Annotated in this window: 23 protein-coding genes; 3 read left to right on the top strand and 20 right to left on the bottom strand. The window is 50.2% G+C overall.

The genetic code is table 11. The annotated features are described in order from the left end of the window. Positions 1-50 precede the first annotated feature (50 nt). From BM185_RS05600 to BM185_RS05540, 14 genes are all read right to left on the bottom strand, one after another. A complete protein-coding gene (locus BM185_RS05600; RefSeq protein WP_091960552.1) occupies positions 51-533 on the bottom strand; it encodes a copper chaperone PCu(A)C in 483 nt (160 codons plus the stop codon). A 55-nt stretch (positions 534-588) separates the two neighbouring features. Beyond that, complete coding sequence (locus BM185_RS05595) at positions 589-966, bottom strand: DUF2946 family protein (RefSeq protein WP_091960549.1); 378 nt, start codon at positions 964-966, stop codon at positions 589-591. Positions 967-1,051: 85 nt separating this feature from the next. Further along, entirely contained in the window at positions 1,052-1,669 is a 618-nt protein-coding gene (locus tag BM185_RS05590) for a DUF1826 domain-containing protein (protein ID WP_091960547.1), read from the bottom strand. 3 nt (positions 1,670-1,672) lie between these two features. Continuing rightward, positions 1,673-2,473 (bottom strand): metal ABC transporter permease, encoded by an 801-nt coding sequence (locus BM185_RS05585; protein WP_218149391.1) that lies wholly within the window; start codon positions 2,471-2,473, stop codon positions 1,673-1,675. Beyond that, positions 2,463-3,065 carry an ATP-binding cassette domain-containing protein gene (locus BM185_RS05580; protein ID WP_218149390.1) on the bottom strand — a complete coding sequence of 201 codons (603 nt, stop codon included), beginning with the start codon at positions 3,063-3,065 and terminating at the stop codon, positions 2,463-2,465. The genes BM185_RS05585 and BM185_RS05580 overlap by 11 nt, the downstream gene beginning before the upstream one ends. Then, a complete protein-coding gene (locus tag BM185_RS05575; protein WP_091960544.1) occupies positions 3,052-3,948 on the bottom strand; it encodes a metal ABC transporter substrate-binding protein in 897 nt (298 codons plus the stop codon). The genes BM185_RS05580 and BM185_RS05575 overlap by 14 nt, the downstream gene beginning before the upstream one ends. Positions 3,949-4,162: 214 nt before the next feature. Then, positions 4,163-5,431 carry a TonB-dependent receptor gene (locus BM185_RS05570; RefSeq protein ID WP_091960541.1) on the bottom strand — a complete coding sequence of 423 codons (1,269 nt, stop codon included), beginning with the start codon at positions 5,429-5,431 and terminating at the stop codon, positions 4,163-4,165. A 372-nt stretch (positions 5,432-5,803) separates the two neighbouring features. Continuing rightward, positions 5,804-7,465, bottom strand: a complete 1,662-nt coding sequence (gene cydC / locus BM185_RS05565) for a thiol reductant ABC exporter subunit CydC (RefSeq protein ID WP_091960538.1) — start codon at positions 7,463-7,465, stop codon at positions 5,804-5,806. Continuing rightward, a complete protein-coding gene (gene cydD, locus BM185_RS05560) occupies positions 7,452-9,146 on the bottom strand; it encodes a thiol reductant ABC exporter subunit CydD (protein ID WP_091960536.1) in 1,695 nt (564 codons plus the stop codon). The genes cydC and cydD overlap by 14 nt, the downstream gene beginning before the upstream one ends. After that, positions 9,130-10,134 carry a cytochrome d ubiquinol oxidase subunit II gene (gene cydB / locus BM185_RS05555; RefSeq protein ID WP_091960532.1) on the bottom strand — a complete coding sequence of 335 codons (1,005 nt, stop codon included), beginning with the start codon at positions 10,132-10,134 and terminating at the stop codon, positions 9,130-9,132. Before cydB ends, cydD begins: the two co-directional genes overlap by 17 nt. Beyond that, complete coding sequence (locus BM185_RS05550; RefSeq protein WP_091960529.1) at positions 10,131-11,531, bottom strand: cytochrome ubiquinol oxidase subunit I; 1,401 nt, start codon at positions 11,529-11,531, stop codon at positions 10,131-10,133. The genes cydB and BM185_RS05550 overlap by 4 nt, the downstream gene beginning before the upstream one ends. Positions 11,532-11,783: 252 nt before the next feature. After that, on the bottom strand, positions 11,784-12,011 hold the full coding sequence (locus tag BM185_RS14655) for a DUF7352 domain-containing protein (protein WP_425434196.1): 228 nt from the start codon (positions 12,009-12,011) through the stop codon (positions 11,784-11,786). Positions 12,012-12,041: 30 nt separating this feature from the next. Further along, a complete protein-coding gene (locus tag BM185_RS05545; RefSeq protein ID WP_091960527.1) occupies positions 12,042-12,980 on the bottom strand; it encodes a sodium-dependent bicarbonate transport family permease in 939 nt (312 codons plus the stop codon). Between the two features lie 63 nt (positions 12,981-13,043). Then, positions 13,044-15,005 carry a sensor domain-containing diguanylate cyclase gene (locus BM185_RS05540; protein ID WP_091960524.1) on the bottom strand — a complete coding sequence of 654 codons (1,962 nt, stop codon included), beginning with the start codon at positions 15,003-15,005 and terminating at the stop codon, positions 13,044-13,046. Between the two features lie 67 nt (positions 15,006-15,072). On the opposite strand from BM185_RS05540, the gene BM185_RS05535 reads away from it, so the two are divergent. Further along, positions 15,073-15,927 (top strand): NAD-dependent protein deacetylase, encoded by an 855-nt coding sequence (locus tag BM185_RS05535; RefSeq protein WP_091960522.1) that lies wholly within the window; start codon positions 15,073-15,075, stop codon positions 15,925-15,927. Between the two features lie 53 nt (positions 15,928-15,980). Then, positions 15,981-17,603 carry a methyl-accepting chemotaxis protein gene (locus BM185_RS05530; protein WP_218149389.1) on the top strand — a complete coding sequence of 541 codons (1,623 nt, stop codon included), beginning with the start codon at positions 15,981-15,983 and terminating at the stop codon, positions 17,601-17,603. On the opposite strand, the gene BM185_RS05525 is transcribed toward BM185_RS05530, so the two are convergent. From BM185_RS05525 to BM185_RS05515, 3 genes are read right to left on the bottom strand one after another with little or no spacing between them, the layout of a single operon-like run. Next, a complete protein-coding gene (locus BM185_RS05525) occupies positions 17,584-18,144 on the bottom strand; it encodes a thioredoxin family protein (protein WP_091960519.1) in 561 nt (186 codons plus the stop codon). The two genes, BM185_RS05530 and BM185_RS05525, sit on opposite strands and share 20 nt — an antisense overlap. A 57-nt stretch (positions 18,145-18,201) precedes the next feature. Beyond that, entirely contained in the window at positions 18,202-18,990 is a 789-nt protein-coding gene (locus tag BM185_RS05520) for an alpha/beta fold hydrolase (RefSeq protein ID WP_091960517.1), read from the bottom strand. Beyond that, positions 18,968-19,897, bottom strand: coding sequence for a LysR family transcriptional regulator (locus tag BM185_RS05515; protein WP_091960514.1), 930 nt, complete (start codon positions 19,895-19,897; stop codon positions 18,968-18,970). The genes BM185_RS05520 and BM185_RS05515 overlap by 23 nt, the downstream gene beginning before the upstream one ends. Before the next feature lie 147 nt (positions 19,898-20,044). Between BM185_RS05515 and BM185_RS05510 the strand changes: the two genes are divergently transcribed. Then, positions 20,045-20,257: a hypothetical protein gene (locus BM185_RS05510; RefSeq protein WP_091960511.1), complete on the top strand. Its 213-nt coding sequence runs from the start codon at positions 20,045-20,047 to the stop codon at positions 20,255-20,257. Positions 20,258-20,266: 9 nt separating this feature from the next. On the opposite strand, the gene BM185_RS05505 is transcribed toward BM185_RS05510, so the two are convergent. The 3 genes from BM185_RS05505 to BM185_RS05495 are packed head-to-tail and all read right to left on the bottom strand — an operon-like array spanning position 20,267 to position 21,828. Next, on the bottom strand, positions 20,267-21,157 hold the full coding sequence (locus BM185_RS05505) for a hypothetical protein (protein WP_091960505.1): 891 nt from the start codon (positions 21,155-21,157) through the stop codon (positions 20,267-20,269). Further along, a complete protein-coding gene (locus BM185_RS05500) occupies positions 21,141-21,476 on the bottom strand; it encodes a gamma-glutamylcyclotransferase family protein (RefSeq protein ID WP_091960503.1) in 336 nt (111 codons plus the stop codon). The genes BM185_RS05505 and BM185_RS05500 overlap by 17 nt, the downstream gene beginning before the upstream one ends. 19 nt (positions 21,477-21,495) lie before the next feature. Next, the gene (locus BM185_RS05495; protein WP_091960500.1) at positions 21,496-21,828 is read right to left on the bottom strand and encodes an SMR family transporter; all 333 of its coding nucleotides are present in this window, start codon (positions 21,826-21,828) and stop codon (positions 21,496-21,498) included. Positions 21,829-21,840 lie beyond the last annotated feature (12 nt).

Here is a 21,840-nt window from a genome sequence, read left to right as displayed (position 1 = left end):
TGCTGCCCTTTTTCATTCAACTTAAAACAGCCTTCTTGTTGGTTTAGCTTTTAATGATGATGGTGGTGGTGTGCATCAGCAGCCGCACCACCTTCCGAGGCCTCTTCAACCCAAACATCAACACGAATCTCACCTTCCTGCTCAAATGTCAGCCAAAGCGGAAAGCTATCACCCGCTGTTAAAGACTCTTGCAAGCCAATTAGCATCAAGTGGTAACCACCACCAGGTCGCATTTTCAGAGTTTCCTTGCCAGCAATTTCAATCTGGGAGACTTGGCGCATTTTCATGATGCCTTCGTCCATTGCCATATCATGCAACTCTACCTTGTCAGCAATATTTGCTCGGGCACTGACAAGACGAGCGGGCGTGTTGCTCTCGTTGGAAATATCAAAATACACCGCCCCTACCTGGGCGCTGGGGGGTGTAGGGGTTGCAAAGGGATGAACCAGGCGCAGATCGGCCAAGTGGAAATCATGTGCAGCTAACTGCCCTGCCAGGATGAGCAGGCAGGCAAAAAAGAAGGTACGAAGCATGGTATTCACCTTGTTTAGAAAAAATGGTGGCCTTTTTCAGGCCGATTTCATGATTTCAAGACAACAAGGTTGGCGGAGCACGACCGGGTGGTGGCAGGCTAACAAAAAGTGGGTGGGCATTCTGGTGTTGAAACGCTAAAACAGGATTTCTGGAAGGCGAGGCCTGTTCACTGATTTTAAGCAGCTCAGGCGCAACTAGCGCAGCACTGGCAACACACTGGGGACAATGGCTGAAGGGTTGTTCAGATTCGAACTGGTTGCCATCAGTATCAATCAGAACACGATTAACACCACCGTGCCAAGAACAGACTTCAATATAACCATTATCATGAACAACAACTGCAGGCACTGAAAAAGGCGTGAGTACTCGACTGACCATAACAGCCAGTGCAAAAAGTAGCAGCCAAGTATTCAGGTTGCGGTTGTATTTCATAATAATGAATTCCAAACAAAGCCTTCAACTATCCTAGCGCAAAGGCTTCGCTTGGAGTAGAGCCGTTTTGCAAAGAATTTTAAATTCAACTGGCCAGATCCAGCGTCAACAAGAGACGCTTTTGTCCCGCAGGAACACCTGGGGAGCGGTGCACCAGCCCTCTGTCTTCATTACCTTCCCATAAACTGCCTTTAAGCAACCCCACCTCACCGGTTTGCAGTCGCTGTATCTGGGTGTCCTGTTGATAAAGGCGGCCTTCCAACGCCGCTTCTTCAGGATGCCGTGGGCCTAAGAAGCTTCGATCAACCTGTTCGTGAGTTAGCCATTCAGTCCCTGGCCCAGCAAAGGTTGCTGCCAAGCGGCAGGGTACGCGATCAACATGAAATCTTGGACACATGGGTTGATCCAGCACCTGCATACGCCAACCAATACGCTCTTGATCAAAGAGGCAGGCAAACATCTCACCCAGCTCTACCAATTGATCAATAAATCCATCCTTAGCGGTCAAATCAGGTAGGCTTTCGTTGAGGCTCTTGTCCAAATCCTGCAGTGGAAAACTGGCTTTTAAGTTCAGCTTCCAGGGTAATTGCAAAATTTCATGAACATAGGCAGAAGCTTGCTGCTCCTGCTGCCAGACGACCATATTCACTTCCGGCTCAAAAATCCGGGTCATCACCAGAGGATCATCAGATGAGTAGTGCATAATCTAACCTCGCGAAACCCTAACTCTTAGGTGTTTCAATAGATAGCAGCCAACACCCTGGAGCAGGGCAATCAGTACCAGTACCGGTGCAAAGGGTTGATCGCCCCAAAGAGCCAGCACCCAAGCCAATAAAAATGCAGTCAGGCTGAAAACAAGACTCAACAGAAAAAAAGCTTTCAAATTGCGGGCAAAAAGTGCCGCTGTCCAGGCGGGCAACAAAAGGCCGGCCAGAGCAGCAGGCAAGCCCAGAGTCAGGCTACCCAGCACCACCAACAGCAAGCGCCAACCCAAATCCAGAAATTCCAAAAGACGTCCAGCGGGCTTCCGGCAACCTCGATCGGCACCCAACTGACTTAATAACCAAACCCGATAAAGCCAGGGCAAAAGCAGCAGAGTGAGACCACTTAATGCCAGTATCCAGTAGATATCTCTGAAGGCCAGAAAGTACACCTGTCCTTCCATCCAACGGGCCGCTGCCAGACTGGCTTGGGAAAAATTACTGGCCAACAGGGTTGTCATTGCCAAGGCGGCCAAAAAAGCGGCTAGCGCTAAGCGCTCCTGATCTTTTTTATTCTGCAGCAAACCCATCAAAAGGCCTGAAAAACCCAGTGCTGTAGGGACCAGGGGCCAAGCCAAGACACTGGCAACCAAGGCACCTGTAGCCGCTGTTTGAGCCAGAGCCAAACCCTGCCAGGCGGAACCCTTAATAAAAAAAGCTGCTCCCCCCAGCCCCAGGAGGGCCGCCATCAATAAACCACCAATAAAGGGCCAGAAGAGAAAAGAACCCAACAGCTCAGAGAGCATCAGTGACCTCCCCCGCCCAGAGTTGCTGCATAGGCATTTCCTTGGCACCTGAAGCCTGAATAAACTCCTGATCATGACTTGCCATCAGCAGGCTTTGCTCAGGTTGCAATTGTTTCAGCAGTGCCAGACTCTGCTCACGTACCCGCACATCCAAATGATTACTGGGCTCATCCAGAAGAAGGACATCTGCACCGGAAGCCAACACCGAAGCCAAGCGCAGCAGTTGCCACTGACCTCCACTGAGTTGGTCCAGACGTTTGCTCAACAGGGGCTGAACAAGTTCCAGTTGTTTTTCAGTCACCCCCATCGCTTGTAACCAATCCCCTGCGCTCATCGGCCAAAGCCCAGGACGTGGATGCTCCTGAGCCAGATAGACCCACTGAATATCCGATTGCCAGCGATAACGGCCGGCCAGCGGCTGCACTTGTCCAACCAAGGTTCTTAGCAGTAAAGATTTGCCGCAACCATTAGGGCCAGTGATCACCCACTTATCTCCTTTTTCCAGCTGCCAATGGATAGCCGGAGTCAGAGATTGCTGATAGCCCAGCACCAAGCCGGTCAAATGCAGCCTGGGCAGATCATTTTTGTTCAAAAGCAGCAGCCCATTCAGTCATTAAATTCAAATAACCTTCCAAGCCTGAACCTATTGCAGGCTCCAGGGGTAGTGCATAGCCCGGCCAGCCCAGGTGTTCTTCCAGAAAGCGGGCTCCTCGTGAAGGCTGATAATTAGCATACAGCACTCGCCCTTCCTGCCCGGAAAACTCCTGCACCAAAGCACGCAGATGCGAAGAGGTGGGTGGCAGGCCAGGAATAGGTTCCAAATAACCAACGTTCTTTACCGGCAGCCACTCTTCTAGATAATCAAGATCTTCGTGGTAGATGATAAATTGCTGATTTGGCTTTACCTGCGCGGCAAGCCTCCCTGCATGATCTCGCAACTGCTGGCCCAGAGCTTCAGCCCTTGCCTCTAGCTCTTCTGCTTGGTCAGGGAAGAAAAAACCCAAACGACGACCGATGACCTGAGCAACCCTTGCCATACGATCTGGATCAAGGTTGAAATGCGGATTGCCCTCTTCATGAACATGCCCAGTGTTCGGGCCTTCAACAGTAATTGAGGGACGTAAATCGGTAAAATCTGAAGCCCGCAAATGCCCAGGACGACCATAATTCACAGCCGGATTGGCCGCATTGCCGGTCACTGCAGGCAGCCAGCCTTCTTCCAGTCCAGCCCCCATTTCAATCAAGAGGTCAGCCCGGCGAACAGCAGCCATAAAACTGGGACGAGCATCCAAATCATGCGCATCTCGATCCGGTGCAGCCAGCACCCGCACCTGCACCAAATCACCACCTATCTCTTCGGCCAACATTCCCAGAGTCGAAGTGGTCGTTACTATCCTAAAGGAACCTGCCCAACTGGCCGTTGCCAATAACAAACTAACCAGTAAAACCAGTGAAAGCCCTAGCTGCTTCTTCATGAGGCCTCCTTTATCTAAACTTAATTTAAGAAAAAAAGGGGACTCGTAAGTCCCCAATACACCTTGACCCCGAAGAAATCTTAGGATTAACGTGATGAGCGCAGGTCAGACAAGGCAAAATTGAACGAAAAAGCGCAGTTTACAGCTAGTAAATGAGCATTTTGAGATCAATTTCAACGCAGTATCACCCAGCGCAATAGTTAATCTAAGCTTTCTAGAAGGTGTGGGCACCATGCGCACCCAATGCCACATTAACCTGCAACATCAAATCCCAACCGCCGTGGCTGTGACCATCGCCTTCTTCAGCAAAGTCATTGTGGTTGACTTGAGCGCGAAGGAAAATTGGCTCAACAGGACGGAAGGTCAGCTGACCGGAATAACGAAAGGAAGCATCATGACTGGTGCCATCACCGCGACCCAGATCATTGGTCAGGCCCAAAGCTTCAGCACGCACACCCGCTTCCCAGCGGGGAAGAAAACCATAGACCGCCTGTGCATAAAGACCATCCTGCTTGTTTTTAAAGCTGGATACATTGCGAATATGGCCAATTGGACCATTACCATCAGCTTCAAAATTCACATCACGACGATCAACATCAATTTCACGGTAGAAGTACTCAGCTTGGAGGGTCAGGTTACCCTGTCCGTAACTGCGCCCGGATTCATACTTGTAAACCGCATCCACACCGGCAAACCAGGCTGTACCTTCCCAGTCTTCATGACGGGTTGAGTGCTGATCGGTATATTGATAGCTGAAGCTATAGCCACCGGATGCACCCAGTTGCAGAGCATGATCATGCCCCAGATCCGGTGCCCACTTAGTGAAAGCAGTCAGCAGACGAGGGCCCGCACGATCCTTTAGAATACGGTCGGTTCCGTCTTCTGCTTCCTGCTCGCCGATGTAGTTAGCCACTTCTGCATTTTCACCCTGCAACAACTCCACACCAATCAGGGTATAGGTGTCACTGGGTGCCAACCAGGTGGCCTGGATACCGGTTTCCTGCAAGCCATGATCACCAAAGAGATATTCATTAACCAGAGGACGATCAACAAAGTCCCAGTCATGGCTGTGACGACTGTTGATGTAGCCGATGTCTGACAAGAACTTACCGCCTTTGACCTGGAAACCAGCAGGCAGACTTCGGGTTTTCAAATAGGCTTCTTCGACCTCGATATGATCGTTATCAAAACCTAGCAATAAGACGCCATCCAGCAGCTCGCCAAGACTGGCTTCAAATGCTAGCTCTGAATGCCCCAAATTAAAGCCCTCTTCAATCCCATGGCTATGGCCGTGATCATGTCCATGATCGTGACCACCACCAAAACCAGCAGGGCTGTGAGCCCCGTGCTTGAGTTCATTGAAGTAGATGCCGTCCAGAATCAAAGACACCCGCATGTCCAGATTGTGTTCGGAAGCCAAAACACCAGAGGATAGACTGGCAGCAACGGCCATCGCCGATGCTTTCAAAGCAAATTTATTCATGATTTTCCCCAAAGCCAATCAGATTATAAAATGTTATAACATAACTTTAACGGCAGGAATTTTGGCAGAGGGATCGTAAATCGTCAAGTTGGTGAAGGCAGGCCACAGAAATTCTTTAGCAAACGACTCAGTAACTAACTACAGCCAAATTCGTACAAGAGTCTGGACAAGACGATAAAAAAACCGCCCGTTTCAGGGCGGCAAAGACTCGCTTGATGATGAGGAGAACCTAAAACAGCCTGGGAACCTGTAATTCCAGCTATTCTTGGTTAGGGCCTCTCAGCCCATAAAGCTAACAATAATCAATCTCATTTATATTTGCAAACACTTTCTTGAGATTTTTTATCATCTGCATCAAGCAAAGGCCTAAATTTACAAACTAATCCATCGATCCGCTCGCGGCAGATGCTCCAGGTTATGAGCCAATAAAAATACAGTGCGCCCCTGTAACCAGGAATCCAAACGCAGTTTGAGTCGCTCACGGGTTCTCCAATCCAGGCCACGAAAGGGTTCATCCAGAATGATAAGGGGGGCATCTTTTAAAAGAAGACGGGCCAGTGCCAGACGTCGAGCCTGACCACCGGAGAGTTGCTGGCCGGTTTCACCCACCCAGGTATCCAGTTGTCGGGCAAAACCAGCGACCTCCTCTGCCAGATCGACTGTTTCCAGAGCCTGCCAAAGCTCTGCATCTCTGGCGTCAGGCTTGGCCAAGCGCAGGTTGTCGGCAATGCTTGCAGCAAAGAGCTCAGTTTCCTGGGTCAGATAACCCAGGTGGTTCAGCCAAATCTCTGTATTCAAGTCTTCAAGTGGCAGCGCTTGATCCTGAGTTTTCAGAAGCAGTTGGCCCTGCTGCGGGCTTAGCTGCCTGGCCAGCAGAGAGGCAAGACTACTTTTACCTTTGCCGGAAGCAGCCAATACCGCCAGCTTTTCGCCCTGAGCTATCTCAAGCTGAAAGTCTTTAAGCACCTGCTGTCGCCCTAAAAGCAAGTGGATCTTCTGGAACTCAATTGAGGTGTAATCAGGCAAGGAGGATAGCTGGCCAGATGATGGCTTTTCAGTGCCCTCTTCACTGGCCTGGTTCAAGCGCCTTGCCGCAGCCAGGGTGCCACCCCAGTTGGCAAAAGCCGCAGGCAGGTTTTGAAAGGCTTCTTGCAGGGCCAGCAACGCCAGAGGCAGCATCACCAGTACCGGGCCGGAAACCCAGCCTTCTTGCCAGGCACCCGCCAAGAGCAGCAGACAGGCAGCTACCACCAGCTGCAACATCAGGGATTGCAGCCCCTGACCCAGAGCGACCAGGCGTTGCAGGCGTGCTTGGTCTTGCATATTGGTTTTTTGCGCCTTGATCCTTGCCTGCTGATGAACCTTCAAACTGTGGCTGGCCTGGAGAGCACCCAGACCCTGAAGGTGTTCAACCAACTGACTCCGCTCCACCTCCTGCTGCTGAGCCAGGCGACCACTTAATTGCTGACCGGCCAGCGCCATGCCATAGGTAGAAATAGCCAGGATCAACAAAAGGCCTAAACCGACCAGCAAGGCAGCCTGCAAATGAAACAGCGCCAGTACCAGAACAACCAGTAATAAGGTGACCAGAGCGACCAATGGCGGGGCCAAAAGACGCAGATAAAGATTATCCAGGGTTTCCACATCGGTAATCAGTCGATTAACCCACTGCGAAGCCCGCCAACGCGCCAGAGTCATGGGGTCCAGCTGCGTCATGCCCTGAAAAAGGCGCTGACGAAGCCTGGCCAGAAGCCTGAGTACGGTATCGTGGTTATAGACCCTTTCCAGATAACGCCCCACCGTCCGTGATAAAGCAAAGAAACGAATGCCGCCACCAGGCGTATAAATATCCAGGGTCACTGCCAGACCAGCGGCCCAGGCCAAGGCGGTCATTCCGGTTGCGGTAATAAACCAGCCAGAAAGCCCCAGCAGACCCACTGCGGATACCAGCGTCACCAACAACAAAAAGCTGCCCAGCCAGAGACGACCGGACTCTACTTTAAGTAACTGTAACCAGGGTTTAAGTGGATGCATCCTGACCTCCCGAGGTTAATTCCAGGTGGTGATCGGCCAATTTAAGAAACCGGTCATCGTGACTGGCAATCACCAGGGTGCAACCCTGCATCTTCAAACCAAACAACAAGTTCAACAGCTCATCAGCGGCTTGATCATCCAGACTGGCGGAAGGCTCATCGAGTAGTAACAGGCGAGAAGGCGTCAGTAGCGCACGCGCCAGCACCAGGCGTTGCGCCTGGCCACCAGAAAGACTTCTTCCTCCTTCCAGTAGGGGCGTATCCAGACCTTCCGCTTGTTCACCCAGCAATTCCAGCAGTCCAACTTGCTGCAAGGCATCCAGCATTTGCGCGGAATTGGCTTGCGGGGCCGCCAAACGCAGGTTTTCAGCCCAGGTCCCCTGAAAGATAAAGGCCTGCTGCTGCATCCAGACCAGAGGACGCTCTCCTGCGGGTAAACCCTCGACGTGAAGACTGCCCGAAGTAGGCTGAATAAAACCCGCCAGCAAATGCAGTAGAGAAGACTTGCCACTGCCCGTACGACCACTGATCAGCAAACAGCTGCCCCGACCAAGCTGGAGGCTGATGGGGCCCAGAACCTGGCCGCGCTCGGCAAAGCTGATACAGACGTGATCAAGATCCAGCATCCAGGGTGACAGCCTGGCCTCCGAAGTTTTGTTAGCGCTAGGGCTTTCACTCACCGGCCTCTCCAGGAGATCGACCAGGCTGTCGGCAGCACCCAGGGCGGCTGCACGATCATGGTATTGCTGGGCCAGGGTGCGCAAAGGCTGAAAGAACTCAGGGGCAAGCAACAAGATCAACAGTCCACTGAAGAGAGTCAAGGAAGGTGCTGGCCCCCAGGCGATATAACCCAGCAGGCCAAAGCCGATATAGATGGCGACGGCTGCAATGGCTACGGAAGCAAAAAACTCCAACACGGCAGAAGATAGAAAAGCCACCTTGAGCGTGCGCATATTTAAGCGCCGATAGTCTTCAGTCGCGGCGACCACTTGATCACAGGCCGCCTGGGTCTGCCCAAACAGCTTGAGTGAAGTCAGACCGCGAATACGATCCAGGAAGTGACCCGACAGGCGTTTCAACAACACAAAATGCTGTTGATTAAGCCGCTCAGCACCCCAACCCACCAACGCCATAAACAGAGGAATCAAGGGCGCAGACACCAGCAGGAAGAGGCCAGCGACCCAATCCAGATAGAAAACAGCCCCAAGAAAAATCAAGGGTGAAGCCCAGGCCAGCGTCATCTGAGGCACAAAGCGAGCAAAGTAAATCTGCAGGGCATCGACCTGCTCTAGCCATTGACTACTTAGTGAGGCAGGCGAGTCACCACTCAGGCCTATTGGTCCCAGTCTGGCCAGATGACTCAGCAGTTGCTCACGTACACGCAGGCGCAGACGGTTGCCTACAGCCTGACCCACGCCTTCCTGTAAGCTTTGCAAAAGACTGCGAATCACTATCAGCGCAATCAACAGCAACCAGTAACCCAGCAGAGATTCCAAAGGCTGCTTTTCCACCAGGAGTTGACTAATCAGCCAGGCCATCAGGCCCAGCTGCAACAAAATCACCAGCGTCAGCAACAACCCAAGCAAGCGGGCCATCAATAGCCCGCTTTTTTCCTGAGCAGCCAACTGACGCAACCAGTTACGGTTGCGCTTTTTGCGATCCAACTCAGTGATAGCCTTCACCTGCTTTCACCTTGCCGCGGAACACCCAGTAGGTCCAGGCGGTGTACATCAGCACAAAGGGCACCACAAACAACAGGCCCAGCAACAGAAAGAGTTGCGACTCATGAGCAGAAGACGCATCCCAAAAGGTGTAGTTGGGCGGCACTACATAGGGCCACTTGCTGACCAGTAGGGACACAAAAGTGGAAACAAAAAGGCCTACTGTGGCAACAAAGGGGAAGCCCTCCTGACGCTTGGCTACAGCTCTAAGAGTCCAGGCCGCAAAACCCAAGGTCACTAAAGGAATCAACCAGAGCAGACTAATACTGGTGAACCAGCGCTCACGAATCATATCGTCAATAAAGGGTGACCAGATACCAATCAAACCAAAGATGATCAATACACCAAACAAAAGACATGGCGTAATCTTATAGGCCCAGTCCTGGATATAGCCTTCAGACTTCATTATTAACCAGGTACTACCCAGCAGGGCATAGCCCAGCAGCAGGCCAACACCCGTCAGGACGGTAAAGGGCGTCAGCCAGTCCAGGGCGCCGCCAACATAGCGCATATTTTCGGTTTCAAAGCCCTGAATATAGGTACCCACCACGGCACCCTGCGCAAAAGCAGCCACTATCGAACCACCGGAAAAAGCCCAGTTCCACAGATAACGGGACGTATTGGCCTTGAAGCGAAACTCAAAGGCTACGCCACGGAAGATCAACCCGGCCAGCATCAGGAAAACCCCGATATAGAGTGCCGGCAAAAACACCGAATAGACCAGCGGGAAGGCTGCCAAAAGCCCCGCACCACCCAGCACCAGCCAGGTTTCATTACCATCCCACACAGGGGCAACGGAGTTCATCATCACATCGCGGGCATCTTCGTCCGGGGCGAAGGGGAAAAGGATCCCCTGCCCCAGGTCAAAGCCATCCATCAAGACATACATGATGACACCGAAACCTATGATCCCTACCCAGATCAATGTCAGATCAAATACCGGAGTCATAGCTTACCTCCATTATCCAAAGACACATGCGCAGCCGACATGGGGCGCTTGGCATGATCAAAATCTAACTCATGATCTTCATCCTGAGCTTCGATGCCTGCCTGAAATAGACGCAACAGATAATAGATGCCCGCCGAGAAAACAGCCGCATAAACAGCGATATAACCAATTAAAGTGAACAGGGCCATGCCACCCGTTAACGAGGGGGTAAGACCTTCAGCCTGGGTCATCAAGCCATACACCAGCCAAGGAGCGCGCCCTACCTCAGTTACAAACCAACCCGCCAATACGGCAATAAAAGGAGAGACACTCATCAAGGTGAGACCCTTCAAGAAGCGCGGTGACTGCCAGTAGCGACCGCCACGGCGCAGCCAGAGGCCTGCCAGAGCAAAACCAATCATGATGAAACCAATACCGACCATGATGCGGAAGGCCCAGAAAACAATACCTACAGGCGGCCTTTCTTCAGCAGGTACATCCAGCAAGCCGGGCACTTCACCTTCCCATTCGTGGGTCAGGATCAGACTGGCCAGTTTGGGAATGCCAATTTCGAAATGGTTGGTTTCATTTTTTGAATCAGGAATTGCAAAAAGCAGCAGGGGCACCCCTTCACTGCGCTCCCAGTTGCCTTCCATTGCGGCCACCTTGGTGGGTTGATGCTCCAGGGTATTCAAGCCATGGAAGTCACCCACCAAAGCCTGGCTAGGTGCAATAAGCAACAGCAACCACAACGTCATGGAAAGCGCCTTTTTGTTGGCTTCCACTTCGCGTTTACGTAGTAAATACCAGGCACTGACCCCTGCCACTACAAAGCCACCCGTCAAAAAGGAAGCCAAGGCCATGTGTATAAAGCGCCAGATAAAGGACGCATTGAAGAGTGCCTGCCCCCAACTGGTGACATGGAAGATGCCATCACGCAAATCCACACCGGCCGGAGTCTGCATCCAACTGTTCGCAGCGAGAATCCAGAAAGAGGAAATGAAGGTCCCCACCGCAACCATAATTGCTGCAAACAGGTGCACCCCCTTGGGAACTTTGTTGCGGCCAAACAGCAATACGCCCAGGAAAGCGGCTTCCAGGAAGAAGGCCGTGACCACCTCATAGCTCAGCACTGGGCCAAGGAAATTGGCAGTGGCGTAGGAGAAATTACTCCAGTTGGTTCCGAACTGGAAGGACATCACTATTCCGGAAACTACGCCCATGCCAAAAACAACGGCAAAAACCTGGGTCCAGAATTTCGCCAAACGTTCCCATAAAGGGTTACGCGTTTTATAAAAGAGCCCTTCCAAAAGAGCAATAAAGGATGCCAGACCGATGGTAAACACCGGAAAGATGGCATGGAAGGAGACCACAAACGCAAATTGTATTCGCGAAAGCAGAAGAGGATCTAGCTCCATAGCTTGCTCCTAAAATAAATCAATAAAAACTGCAAGTGCTCATGTCATGAAACAGCATGGCAGAATATTGATGTGGAGCAATCAGACAGCTTGTCACACCCTGTCAAGCCAATAAGGATATCTTATACTTCTATTCTTATTTCTTTATGGAATAAATATTATGCATATCCGGCTTTGCAAATGGAGCAAAACCAAACCACAGATCCAATAAAACCGGCAGCGCTGCTGCCGGTAAGTGCGTTAAACTTCGACTCATGCAATTTCCTGCAAAGGGACTTCTGCGGCTTCCAGCGCATAGAGGTGGAAAGCTTCCGGCCCAAAAGCATCAACTGCTGTTGCTAAATGCTGATAGCGTGCAGGAATGGCTTCACCCGTATGAAAAACGCGAAGATGCATTGAGTGTTCGGGGCGCGTGCTATCTAAGGGCACTTCGATCCAGACAAATACAACCTTCTCTGTTACCAAGTACTCACTGTGCAAAGTGCAAATGTTTAAGGTTCAGGCGAGAACTCATCCGACCCAAAGAATGAATTGGTGGTACATAGGAATACCCACTAAAACATTAAATGGAAAGGTCACACCCAAGGAAGCAAGCATTGCTAAACCTATATCTGCTTCTGGAATGGCATTACGAATAGCAACAGGTGCAGCTATATAGGAGGCACTGGCTGTCAGTGCTGCAAGAATGACTGCGGAGCCCTCCGGAAGCCCCAAGAAAACCGCAGCAAAAATACCAAAAAACGACAGGGCGATAGGCGCTGCCACTGCAAAGGTAATCACGCGCCAGTAGTGCCAACGTACTTTACGTAAAGTTTCTGATGCCACCAGCCCCATTTCCAGAAGAAAGAGCGCCAGCACCACCGCAAAACTACTCATCAAAAGCTGAGTAACTTGAGCACCTTCATCGTAACCATAAAGGGCACCAATAATCAGCCCCCCTACCAGCAAAACGACACTGCGGTTGGTAAAGGTTTCATGGAGCAGGTCTTTGAGTTGAAATTCAGCTTTTTGATTGCGGGTCAGCTGATAAAAACTTAAAGCCACCAACAGGGCCGGCAGTTCCAAAAGGACTAGGTACAAAGTAACCTGTCCCCCCGTTTCCAGACGATGTGTCATGGTATAGGCCAAGGCCACTGCAAAGGTACCTGCACTCACTGAACCATAGTGAGCAGCCAAGCTAATCGCATTGGCTGAATTCAAACCAACCAGTAGGCGAAGAAGTGGGATCAAAATAAGAGGAATAATAAAACCAATAGCAAGGACAACGCCTACTTCCAGCATCAATGCCGGTGAAAAATTACCATGAAGTGCCATGCCACCTTTCAAGCCAATTGTTAACATCAGCAGCAGGCTTAGTGTGTCGTAGGCAGCTTTGGGTAGATTAAGGTCTGATTTCAGCAGACCTGAAACCACACCCAGTACAAAAAACATGGCAACAATATCTGGCATTGATGGCTCCAATCAGAAAAAACGGCGGTATCTTACCCCAGTTTGTAAGTGAGAACACCTAATTCAAGCTGATTTGACTTCAACCCGGTTGCGACCCGCATTTTTGGCTAGATAACAGGCTTCATCCGCTCTTTTAACCCAGGTAGAAACACTGTCATCACCTTCTTGCAGAAGCGCAATTCCTATACTGGTAGTCACCGAAAAACCTTCGGATTCAGGAATTTCAATTGCCATCACCTGATGGCGCACTATTTCAGCTTCTTTCTTGGCCTCATTCACTGAAAAGCCGGGCAAAAGCAATGCAAATTCATCACCACCCTGGCGGGCAGCAGCTCCTTGGGCGCTTGCCCGCTCACGCAAAATATCGGCTATTTTTATTAACCAAATATCACCTACATCATGCCCCAGAGTATCGTTAACCGGCTTAAAGTGATCCAAATCGATCAATAAAAGAGCCGCAGGCTGGCCGGTTTTTTGCCAGGCATCAAAGGCTTTGAACATCATCTCATCAAACCCGCGCCGATTGAGCAAATGGGTTAAACCATCATGCAGCGCCGCCCAACGATGAGCTTCTTCTTTTTGTTTGCGCTCAGTAATATCCCTCACAGTACCTATATAGCCTTGAGTCACCCCTTGATCATCAGTAATCGGCGATGCATGCGCTTCCAGCCAGATTTCACCAACCTCGGGGGTTGAATAACGGTATTGGATTTCATAACTATCATCTGCAGCAACAGCACCCTGCCAATACTGCAAAAGCTTGGGACGATCTTCAGGATACACATAGTCCAACCAGGTCCAACCCAGTAGCTCGCTCGCCTCTAAACCAGTAATCCGGATGTAGGCTGAGTTCACGTAGATGGACTTGCCTTCCAAATTGGTCAAAAAGACTCCTGACGGTGAAGAGTCCAATACAGCATTCAAATAAGCCTGGCGCCGCTGCAGGTCTTGTTGAGTTCTGGACTGGGAATAAAGAAGAGCATTAAAACGCTTGGCGACCGAACGTAATTCCGTTAAAGAGGTTCGTGCTTCGAGCCATTCCTGCTCCCCCCTGTTAATTGAGTCAATTTGCGTGGCAAAGCGCTGCACCGGTAAAAGCAGTAAACGTAGCAACCACCAAAGAAAAGGCAGACTACCCAGAATAACCAGGGTACCCAAAGTCCAGAGAACCCACCAGAGGCGGTCAAAAGCAGCATAGGCTTCATCATTGGGCAAATAAACACCCACGATCCAATCGGCAGCCCAGATCTGCTTATAGGCTTGCAACGCCTGAACCCCAGCTAGAAGTCGGCTTTCACCTGAACCCTCCCAACCCAGCAAAGCCTGCCTGATAAACGCATTATACTCATCAGGCACTGGTTCCATAATTAGGCTGCGGTCAGCATGCACCAACACTCTCCCTGAGGCACTGCCAATGGCAGCAAAACCCGTTGTACCTAACCTGTGGCGCTGTAAAAAACCCAAAAAATTATCGCCCAGAATGGTTAACACCCCACCAACCATGCCCTGAAACTCACCTTGCTCATCTCTTAGGGGGTAGCCCACCATGACCAGGGGCTCAGTTGTTACTGCACCAACAAAAGGCTCACTGATAAAACCCCGACGCATCCCCTGAGCACGTTGAAAAAACTCACGCTGATTAACATCCAGACTTTGTCTTCCCGGCGCTTGTGGCCAATCGGCTTCCACAAAACCTTCAGGGCCAGCAAAAACCAGCGCATCAAAATAGGTCAATAACGCCGAGTTTTTCTCCAGCACCTGTTGTACTGCTCCTGTTTGCTGGACGACTGGCTGAACTTCAGCTGCCAATTTTGCTATCGAAGCCTTACGGGTTAAAACATCCTGCTCAACCGTTCTAGCCAGCAACTCTGCTTGGTACTCCAACTGAACGAGTAGAGTTTCACGGGTGATATCCCGGCCTAAGTACCAGGAGGTGCCCAAAAGGACACTGACTAGCAGTACCCAGCCTAATCCCAGGCTCAGCATCAGACGTGCATGGAGTGATGACATCCACCGCTTCATCATTATCCTTCCCTAAAATTCAGCTTACTATGTTAGAGTTTTCATTCAGTCTCAGCTTACAGGTTGACCAATGCAGCTTGCCAAAGCCTATCCTGCCAGCTTTTCAGTTGAAACAACCAGCAATCAATTGTTTCACTTTTTTAACGAACACCACAAATGGCTGGTTCTGACCGGTGCAGGTATCAGCACAGGGTCAGGTATACCTGATTATCGTGATGATGAAGGTCAGTGGAAAAGGCGCCAACCTGTTCAGCATCAAGAATTTATGACCTCACCTCAAGTCCGGCAACGCTATTGGGCTAGAGCCCTCGCCGGCTTTGAAGCCTTTCGTTCGGCGCGCCCAGGGGCTGGTCACCTGGCACTGGCAGCACTCGAAAAACAAGGACGCATTCAGCAGGTCATTACCCAAAACGTTGATCGCCTCCATCAAAAAGCGGGTTCAAAAAAAGTGATTGACCTGCATGGTCGCGGTGATACCGTCAGTTGCCAAAGCTGTGGCTTCCGCACTATGCGCTATGCCTACCATCAGCACCTTATTGAGCTTAACCCCCAGTATGATAAAAAGCACGCCAGCTTAGCTCCTGATGGTGATGCCGATTTGGAACAACAGAATTTCAGTGACTTTCAACTGCTCGACTGTCCGCGCTGCTCTGGCATCATCAAGCCTGACGTGGTGTTCTTTGGTGATTTAATTCCCCCAGCAACGCGTCATGCAGCTGAACAAGCAATGCAAGCTGCAGATGGACTTCTGGTTGTTGGCTCTTCTTTAATGGTTTATTCCGGATATCGCTTCTGCCGCCTTGCCAAACAGACTAACAAACCTATTATTGCCATCAATCGAGGGAAAACCCGTGCTGATGAACTCTTGGATCTGAAAGTCAACCAGCCTGCAGAGAGTATCCTCACTAGACTTGCGGACTTATAGATGAGATCTTTTAAGCTTAGAACATCAGCTGGAATTTCAGGAGATCATAACTGATGCTGCAAAAACTCTACAATTTCAAATTATGGATACGCCTTGTTGTAGTACTTTGGGCATTATTAGTGATCACCTGGACCAGCATGATTGCCTGGGCCGCTTGGGAGCAACGCAATACAGCCTATGCGCAATCCGAAGTCTTCGCTCAATCATTATTTGAAAGCACCATGGCTGGTCTTACGACCATGATGATTACCGGCACCATGGATCAACGCCACGAATTTCTTGATCAAATCACCGAACTGCAAAATGTGTCCGACCTACGTGTTCTTAGAGGCAAATGGATTGATGAGCAGTTTGGTCCAGGCTCCAGAAGCGAAGGGGCAAGAAGCGATCTTGAGCGCCAGGTTCTTGATACTGGTGAAGCCTATATGGCAGTCGATAGGGACACCCAAGCCTTAAGAGCCGTATTACCTATTTTTAACCGCACCGATTACCTTGGCAAAAACTGTACGCAGTGCCACGCCGTTGCTCCTCAAGATGCCGTGCTGGGTGCGGTCACCATGAATATTTCACTTGAAGAAGTTAACCGTGATGCCAAGGCTTTTGCGATCAATCTTTTTAGCATTGCTGTCGGTATTAGCCTGGTTCTGCTGGCATTCGTTTACCTGTTTATCCGTACCTTTATTACCCGGCCTTTAGAGCAGATGACCCGAGGTATGCAGGCTGTTGCAGCAGGAGGTGACGACAACCTCAAGCTGGAAGTAAAAGGTACAGATGAAGTCGGTCAAGCCTCTTCGGCATTCAATCAGGTCGTGCAGCGTTTTAGCGACCTGGTCACTGCCATTCGAGGCTCAGTGGCAAGCATGCAAGACTCGGTTAACCAACTCGCTCAGGTGGCGGACAAGACTTCTCAGGCGGCTTCCAATCAACAAGGACAAACCGATCAAGTGGCTACTGCCATGAATGAAATGACGGCTACGGTTCAGGAAGTTTCCCAAAGTGCTGGCCATGCCGCTGATTCAGCGCAGGATGCCCGAGAGAGAGCCGCCCGAGGTAAAGAAGTGGTTAGCCGCACTATTCATATGATTAACACCCTGGCTCAGGATATTCAGCAGGCTGACCAAGTGATTCAGGAAGTTGAAGGCAGCACCGAAAATATCGGTATTATCCTCCAAGTGATCAGAGATGTTGCTGAACAAACCAACCTTCTCGCCTTAAATGCGGCTATAGAGGCAGCCAGAGCCGGTGAAGCAGGACGAGGATTTGCCGTGGTTGCCGATGAAGTGCGCAACCTGGCCCAACGTACCGAGCACTCAACCCGAGATATAGAAGTGCAGGTGCATGAGTTACAAGAGAAGGCCCGTCATGCTGTTCAAGTCATGCAAAACAGCCGCAAGCAAGCCGAAGAAGGCATTACTCAGGCGGCTGAAGGTGACCAAGCCCTGGATAGTATTACTCAGGGCGTGGAATCCATCAGTGATATGACCACCCAGATTGCCAGCGCTGCAGAACAGCAAAGTGCGGTCGCCAGTGAAATTGATCGCAGTATTATTGAAATTAGCCGGATGGCTGAGGATACCGCTAATCAAGCTCAGGGCTCCGTTGCGGTTGCAGATCAGCTGAGGCAAATCTCTCGTGACCTTGATGAACTAGTCAACACTAAGAAAAGCGCCACTTGATATTACAGCCCAGGCTGGGCTTCTGGTGAACTTCAGGAGGCTGAATCCCCTGAGAAAGAAGCTTGGCCGCAGTCAGTAAGTCTTCACCAGTGACTGGCTGCTCATTACCTGGGCGGCTGGAATCCAATTGTCCCCGATAGCTCAGCTTGCCCCGGTGATCAAACAAAAAGAAATCCGGGGTGCAAGCAGCCGAAAAGCTCTTCGCTACCTCCTGGCTGGAATCAAACAAGTAAGGAAAGGGCAGCCTGTATTCAGCAGCAAATTCTGACATCTTTTCAGGGGAGTCTGCAGGATAGGCTTTAATATCATTAGAGTTAATCGCCAGTGTTTTGATACCTAATTCATCCAATTGGTCGTAAAGCGTTTCCAAAAAAGGCGCAATATGCAGCACAAAAGGGCAATGGTTACAGATAAACATGACCAGTAAGCCCTTACTACCCAAGGATTCAGACAAGCGCCAATATTGATTATTGGGGTCAGGAAGATTCGCATCCGGCAAAGGGGTGCCCAAGGGGAGCATAGCAGAAGGAGTCCGTGCCATAGTTGACCTCACATACAAATAAACCTAACTGCATGCTAAAGGTTGAAACCTGGGGGTTCAATGCCCAAGAAAAGATTCAATTTCTGCTAATACTTGCTCTTGCTGCTCCCGATGAGGCACATGCCCACATTCAGACAACAAACGCATCTGCGCACCAGTCGGCACCTGCCTGACGATCAATTCAGGAAAAGCAGAAGAGCCATATTCATCCTGATCGCCATGCAAAGCCAACACAGGGCTCTCAATCCTGGCCAAGGCTGAACTCAGGTTCCAGTCACTAAACTCAGGAGCCAACCAGGTTTTAATCCAGGCATCCAAAACCCACTGGGCTTTATCGCCATGCCATCGCTTCAAGCGCTCAAACTGGCTGGGATCTACAAACAGCTTCTCTGCCTGACGAATACCTTCGCGCGTACGTTCTTCAACAAAGGTTTGGGCGGCCTCAGTGACAACCCAACGACAAATCTGACCATAGACGGCAGCCACATTCAAAGCCATAGCCCCGCCAACACTATGTCCGAGCAGGGCAAACTCCTGAATATCCAAACCCCGCAGCAACTCTGGAAAATAAACTTCCGCTTCTTCCTCAACAAAATGCCAGGATGGCAAAGCATCACGGGGAGAAGATTGTCCAAAACCCAGGCGATCATAGGCGAAAACCGGTTGTTGCAGGTGTTCGGCCAAGCGTTGGGGGAAATCCCGCCATAACTCAACACTACCCAGAGAGTCATGCAGCAAAATGATCGGGAGACTGCTTTTACAAAGCTCTGGCTGCCACAGGCGTACAAAAATATCGCCACCGGGTACCTTTAAATAGAGGTCTTCAGTAGTGATCAGGTTGGTCATTGAGGTGTTCATCCTGGTTAAGTGGTTTTCTGTTGGTTCCCGCAATACGCTCTTTCTGCTCTCTGATAGCTGCGGTCATATAATCCAATAACGAATTAATTCGGGCAACCCCACGTAAATCTGGGTGGAACAGGAACCAAAGCTGATAGCTTAAAGGCTCAATCGGATCAGTTAGCTGGATTAATTCAGGTTCATGGTCGCCCAAATAACAGGGCAAAACGGCTACTCCCAAACCCGCTTTAATACCATTCAACATACCGATCAGGGTATCCACCCGAAATTGACAGTGGTGATCATACCCCTGCTCAAACATCCAGTCCCTTAAGGGCTGATCCAGCAAGCGGGCACCCGGGCCTACCCAAGCTAAGTCCTTCAGCTCTCCAACACCCTCTTTAAAATCAGCGCGACGACCATAAACCGCCATACCGATATCAACCAGCTTACGACCCACCAAATGATCGGGTGGTGCTTTGGAAGCTCGAATAGCCACATCAGCTTCGCGGCGGGTCAGGTTTAAAGGCTGATTAGAAACGGCTATATCCAACAGAATACCTGGATATTCCTGCTGAAACTGAGCAAATAAGGGGGCAAGCAAACCCGCAAACAGTGAATCCGTGGTTGTGACCCAAACGGCTCCACGCGGCTGCAAATCACGACCCACAACTCGCCTTTCAGCAGCTAACACCCGAGCCTCAATTTCACGGGCAGTCGCAGCCAACTCTTCACCGGCTTGAGTAGGTAAATAGCCGCGGCGCGAACGTTCGAACAGCAGCACACCCAGGCGTTTTTCAATATCCCCCAAACGCCTGAAAATAGTCGCATGGCTCACCTTCAAATGCCTGGCTGCACCTGATAAGGAACCTGTTTCGGCAATGGCGAGCAGGGTTTCAAAATCATCCCAATGAATTCTTAAAGGGCCGCCACTGCGCTGCCTTTTTTGCTGTTCGATTTTGCAAACTCCATTTTAATTTTTTGGGGATTTTATTTAACTCAGGTTCAGATTAGCATTCGCGCCCTGATTAACAAAGCCAACCCAACCAAGAGGAGGAATGCAATGAACTCACAGGTGATGAATCTTGCCACTGACTACACCAGCGAAGAGCGCCTAGACACTGCAGCAGTTGCAGCCAATGACCAAACCATGCAATTCCAGGAAGTGGTTCCTCTTGAGTATCGCTTGAATGCAGGGCGTATTGATCTTGAAAAAGTAGAACGTCAAGCTAGGGCTGCTCGTGCCAACTGGCTACGTAGCTGGTTGTTTCGCTAAGCAACCCTTCTAAAAATTTTTGTTTTGGTGATAAAGATAAATGGGGCCTGCTATCCAAGTAGTCACAAGGCTTAGATAGAAGAGCACCTCATTGACAAGTTCCAGCCGGTAAAATAAGTAAAGCCCTAAACTACCCACCACTAGGCCTAAGAAGAGGCCGGGTAGTTTTTTCCAGTAAGCCGGCTGGAGGTTATGACTATAGAATCCCTGATAGCCCCGCAACCGCTCTTTAATCCAATCATCCCAGGAAACCTTAATCCCAGAGCACGCAAAGCCCAAGAGTGCAGCCCACACCAACAACCAAAACCCGCCAAAAACAAAAGGCGTAATAAAGAACACAAAGGCACTCACTCCCAAACCATAAGCCGTACCCTGTGCCCAGGCCTTCAACCTCATCAGCAGACTTGCGTTCAACCCTTCTGGTACCGGTTTATTAACCAGGGCAGAGCCTAAACGTTTTCGGGACTCAAACTCTTCTTTATCAATAACGAGTAGCCTGCCCACATAAACACACCCCAAGCCCACGACGACCAGAAGACAGTCAATAACCAAAAAGGTAGGGCTTAGAAAATGGGGGTCTCCATCTGCTGTAAACATAACCGCACGCAAACCCATGGACGCCAAGACAATCAGAACCAGCCAAAGGTATGCCAAGCGCTCATAGACTAAGCTGCCCAGTAAAAAGGGCCCCAATAAAAGTACAGTGGTTAAGATCACTGGAAACCAAAAGCCTGGCAGTGGCAGGCCAAGGATTGAATTCAGGTAAGTTGGGGCAGAAAGAGGCAGCCCTGTGATAAAAAACACCAAAAAAAGCAACGCCAGCAAAACTGCAAAGGACAGATAGTGTAGTGGGTTGCGTGATAAATACATGGCATCAACCTTTTTAATCAGCGGCCGCATAGATCCAACAAAGGCGCCCTGATTTTAGGGTTGCAGAAACCCTCTTATAGTCACTTACCTCATAGTCATCCGCCTGTTCCAGTTCAGCTGCAGTTAACTCAAAGACACTGCCACTCACTTCATCTTCTGGATTGCCGGTATATCTGAGAATAGGATGAATTGCCTTGCCACTTTCCCTTAAAACCCGCTCATCGGTAATACGAATTTCACCCACTTGATAGCCAGGGAGCAGATCTGGCTCCCCTTTCAACTCCCGCCCAAAATTAGCAAGCTGTACTTTTTTTTGCTGTAAAGTGCCATAAGAAAATAACCAAGGCATGCTTAGCTCCAAGCAAAAGTTAATGGCTAGCGGTTTGCGAAAAAAGATTGATAACCAGCACACCACTGATAATCAGCAGCATGCCCAAAATAGCGGGCATATCCAACTTTTGACCAAAAACCAGCCAACCCAAAAGGGCTATCAAAACAATACCCAAGCCTGCCCAAATTGCATAGGCAACACCGACTGGAATGACTTTAAGAGTCAAGGCTAAAAAATAAAAAGCAATCCCATAACCCAAAACCACCAGCACACTGGGCACTAAGCGCGTAAAGCCTTCACTTGACTTCAGTGCAGAGGTTGCCAGTACTTCAGCAACAATTGCAACCCCAAGAAATATCCAGTTTTTCATAACAACAAGTCA

This window comes from Marinospirillum celere (genome assembly GCF_900112235.1).
Taxonomy (GTDB): domain Bacteria; phylum Pseudomonadota; class Gammaproteobacteria; order Pseudomonadales; family Halomonadaceae; genus Marinospirillum; species Marinospirillum celere.
The sequence above is the reverse complement of the archived record's forward strand: the minus strand, read 5'-3'. Positions and strand labels throughout refer to the sequence as shown.

Excerpts from the sequence above, each read along its gene's own strand:
- BM185_RS05600 (WP_091960552.1), bottom strand. The coding sequence starts at position 533 with ATGCTTCGTACCTTCTTTTTTGCCTGCCTGCTCATCCTGGCAGGGCAG.
- BM185_RS05595 (WP_091960549.1), bottom strand. The coding sequence starts at position 966 with ATGAAATACAACCGCAACCTGAATACTTGGCTGCTACTTTTTGCACTG.
- BM185_RS05590 (WP_091960547.1), bottom strand. The coding sequence starts at position 1,669 with ATGCACTACTCATCTGATGATCCTCTGGTGATGACCCGGATTTTTGAG.
- BM185_RS05585 (WP_218149391.1), bottom strand. The coding sequence starts at position 2,473 with ATGCTCTCTGAGCTGTTGGGTTCTTTTCTCTTCTGGCCCTTTATTGGT.
- BM185_RS05575 (WP_091960544.1), bottom strand. The coding sequence starts at position 3,948 with ATGAAGAAGCAGCTAGGGCTTTCACTGGTTTTACTGGTTAGTTTGTTA.
- BM185_RS05570 (WP_091960541.1), bottom strand. The coding sequence starts at position 5,431 with ATGAATAAATTTGCTTTGAAAGCATCGGCGATGGCCGTTGCTGCCAGT.
- cydC (WP_091960538.1), bottom strand. The coding sequence starts at position 7,465 with ATGCATCCACTTAAACCCTGGTTACAGTTACTTAAAGTAGAGTCCGGT.
- cydB (WP_091960532.1), bottom strand. The coding sequence starts at position 10,134 with ATGACTCCGGTATTTGATCTGACATTGATCTGGGTAGGGATCATAGGT.
- BM185_RS05550 (WP_091960529.1), bottom strand. The coding sequence starts at position 11,531 with ATGGAGCTAGATCCTCTTCTGCTTTCGCGAATACAATTTGCGTTTGTG.
- BM185_RS05545 (WP_091960527.1), bottom strand. The coding sequence starts at position 12,980 with ATGCCAGATATTGTTGCCATGTTTTTTGTACTGGGTGTGGTTTCAGGT.
- BM185_RS05540 (WP_091960524.1), bottom strand. The coding sequence starts at position 15,005 with ATGATGAAGCGGTGGATGTCATCACTCCATGCACGTCTGATGCTGAGC.
- BM185_RS05535 (WP_091960522.1), top strand. The coding sequence starts at position 15,073 with ATGCAGCTTGCCAAAGCCTATCCTGCCAGCTTTTCAGTTGAAACAACC.
- BM185_RS05530 (WP_218149389.1), top strand. The coding sequence starts at position 15,981 with ATGCTGCAAAAACTCTACAATTTCAAATTATGGATACGCCTTGTTGTA.
- BM185_RS05525 (WP_091960519.1), bottom strand. The coding sequence starts at position 18,144 with ATGGCACGGACTCCTTCTGCTATGCTCCCCTTGGGCACCCCTTTGCCG.
- BM185_RS05520 (WP_091960517.1), bottom strand. The coding sequence starts at position 18,990 with ATGACCAACCTGATCACTACTGAAGACCTCTATTTAAAGGTACCCGGT.
- BM185_RS05510 (WP_091960511.1), top strand. The coding sequence starts at position 20,045 with ATGAACTCACAGGTGATGAATCTTGCCACTGACTACACCAGCGAAGAG.
- BM185_RS05505 (WP_091960505.1), bottom strand. The coding sequence starts at position 21,157 with ATGCGGCCGCTGATTAAAAAGGTTGATGCCATGTATTTATCACGCAAC.
- BM185_RS05500 (WP_091960503.1), bottom strand. The coding sequence starts at position 21,476 with ATGCCTTGGTTATTTTCTTATGGCACTTTACAGCAAAAAAAAGTACAG.
- BM185_RS05495 (WP_091960500.1), bottom strand. The coding sequence starts at position 21,828 with ATGAAAAACTGGATATTTCTTGGGGTTGCAATTGTTGCTGAAGTACTG.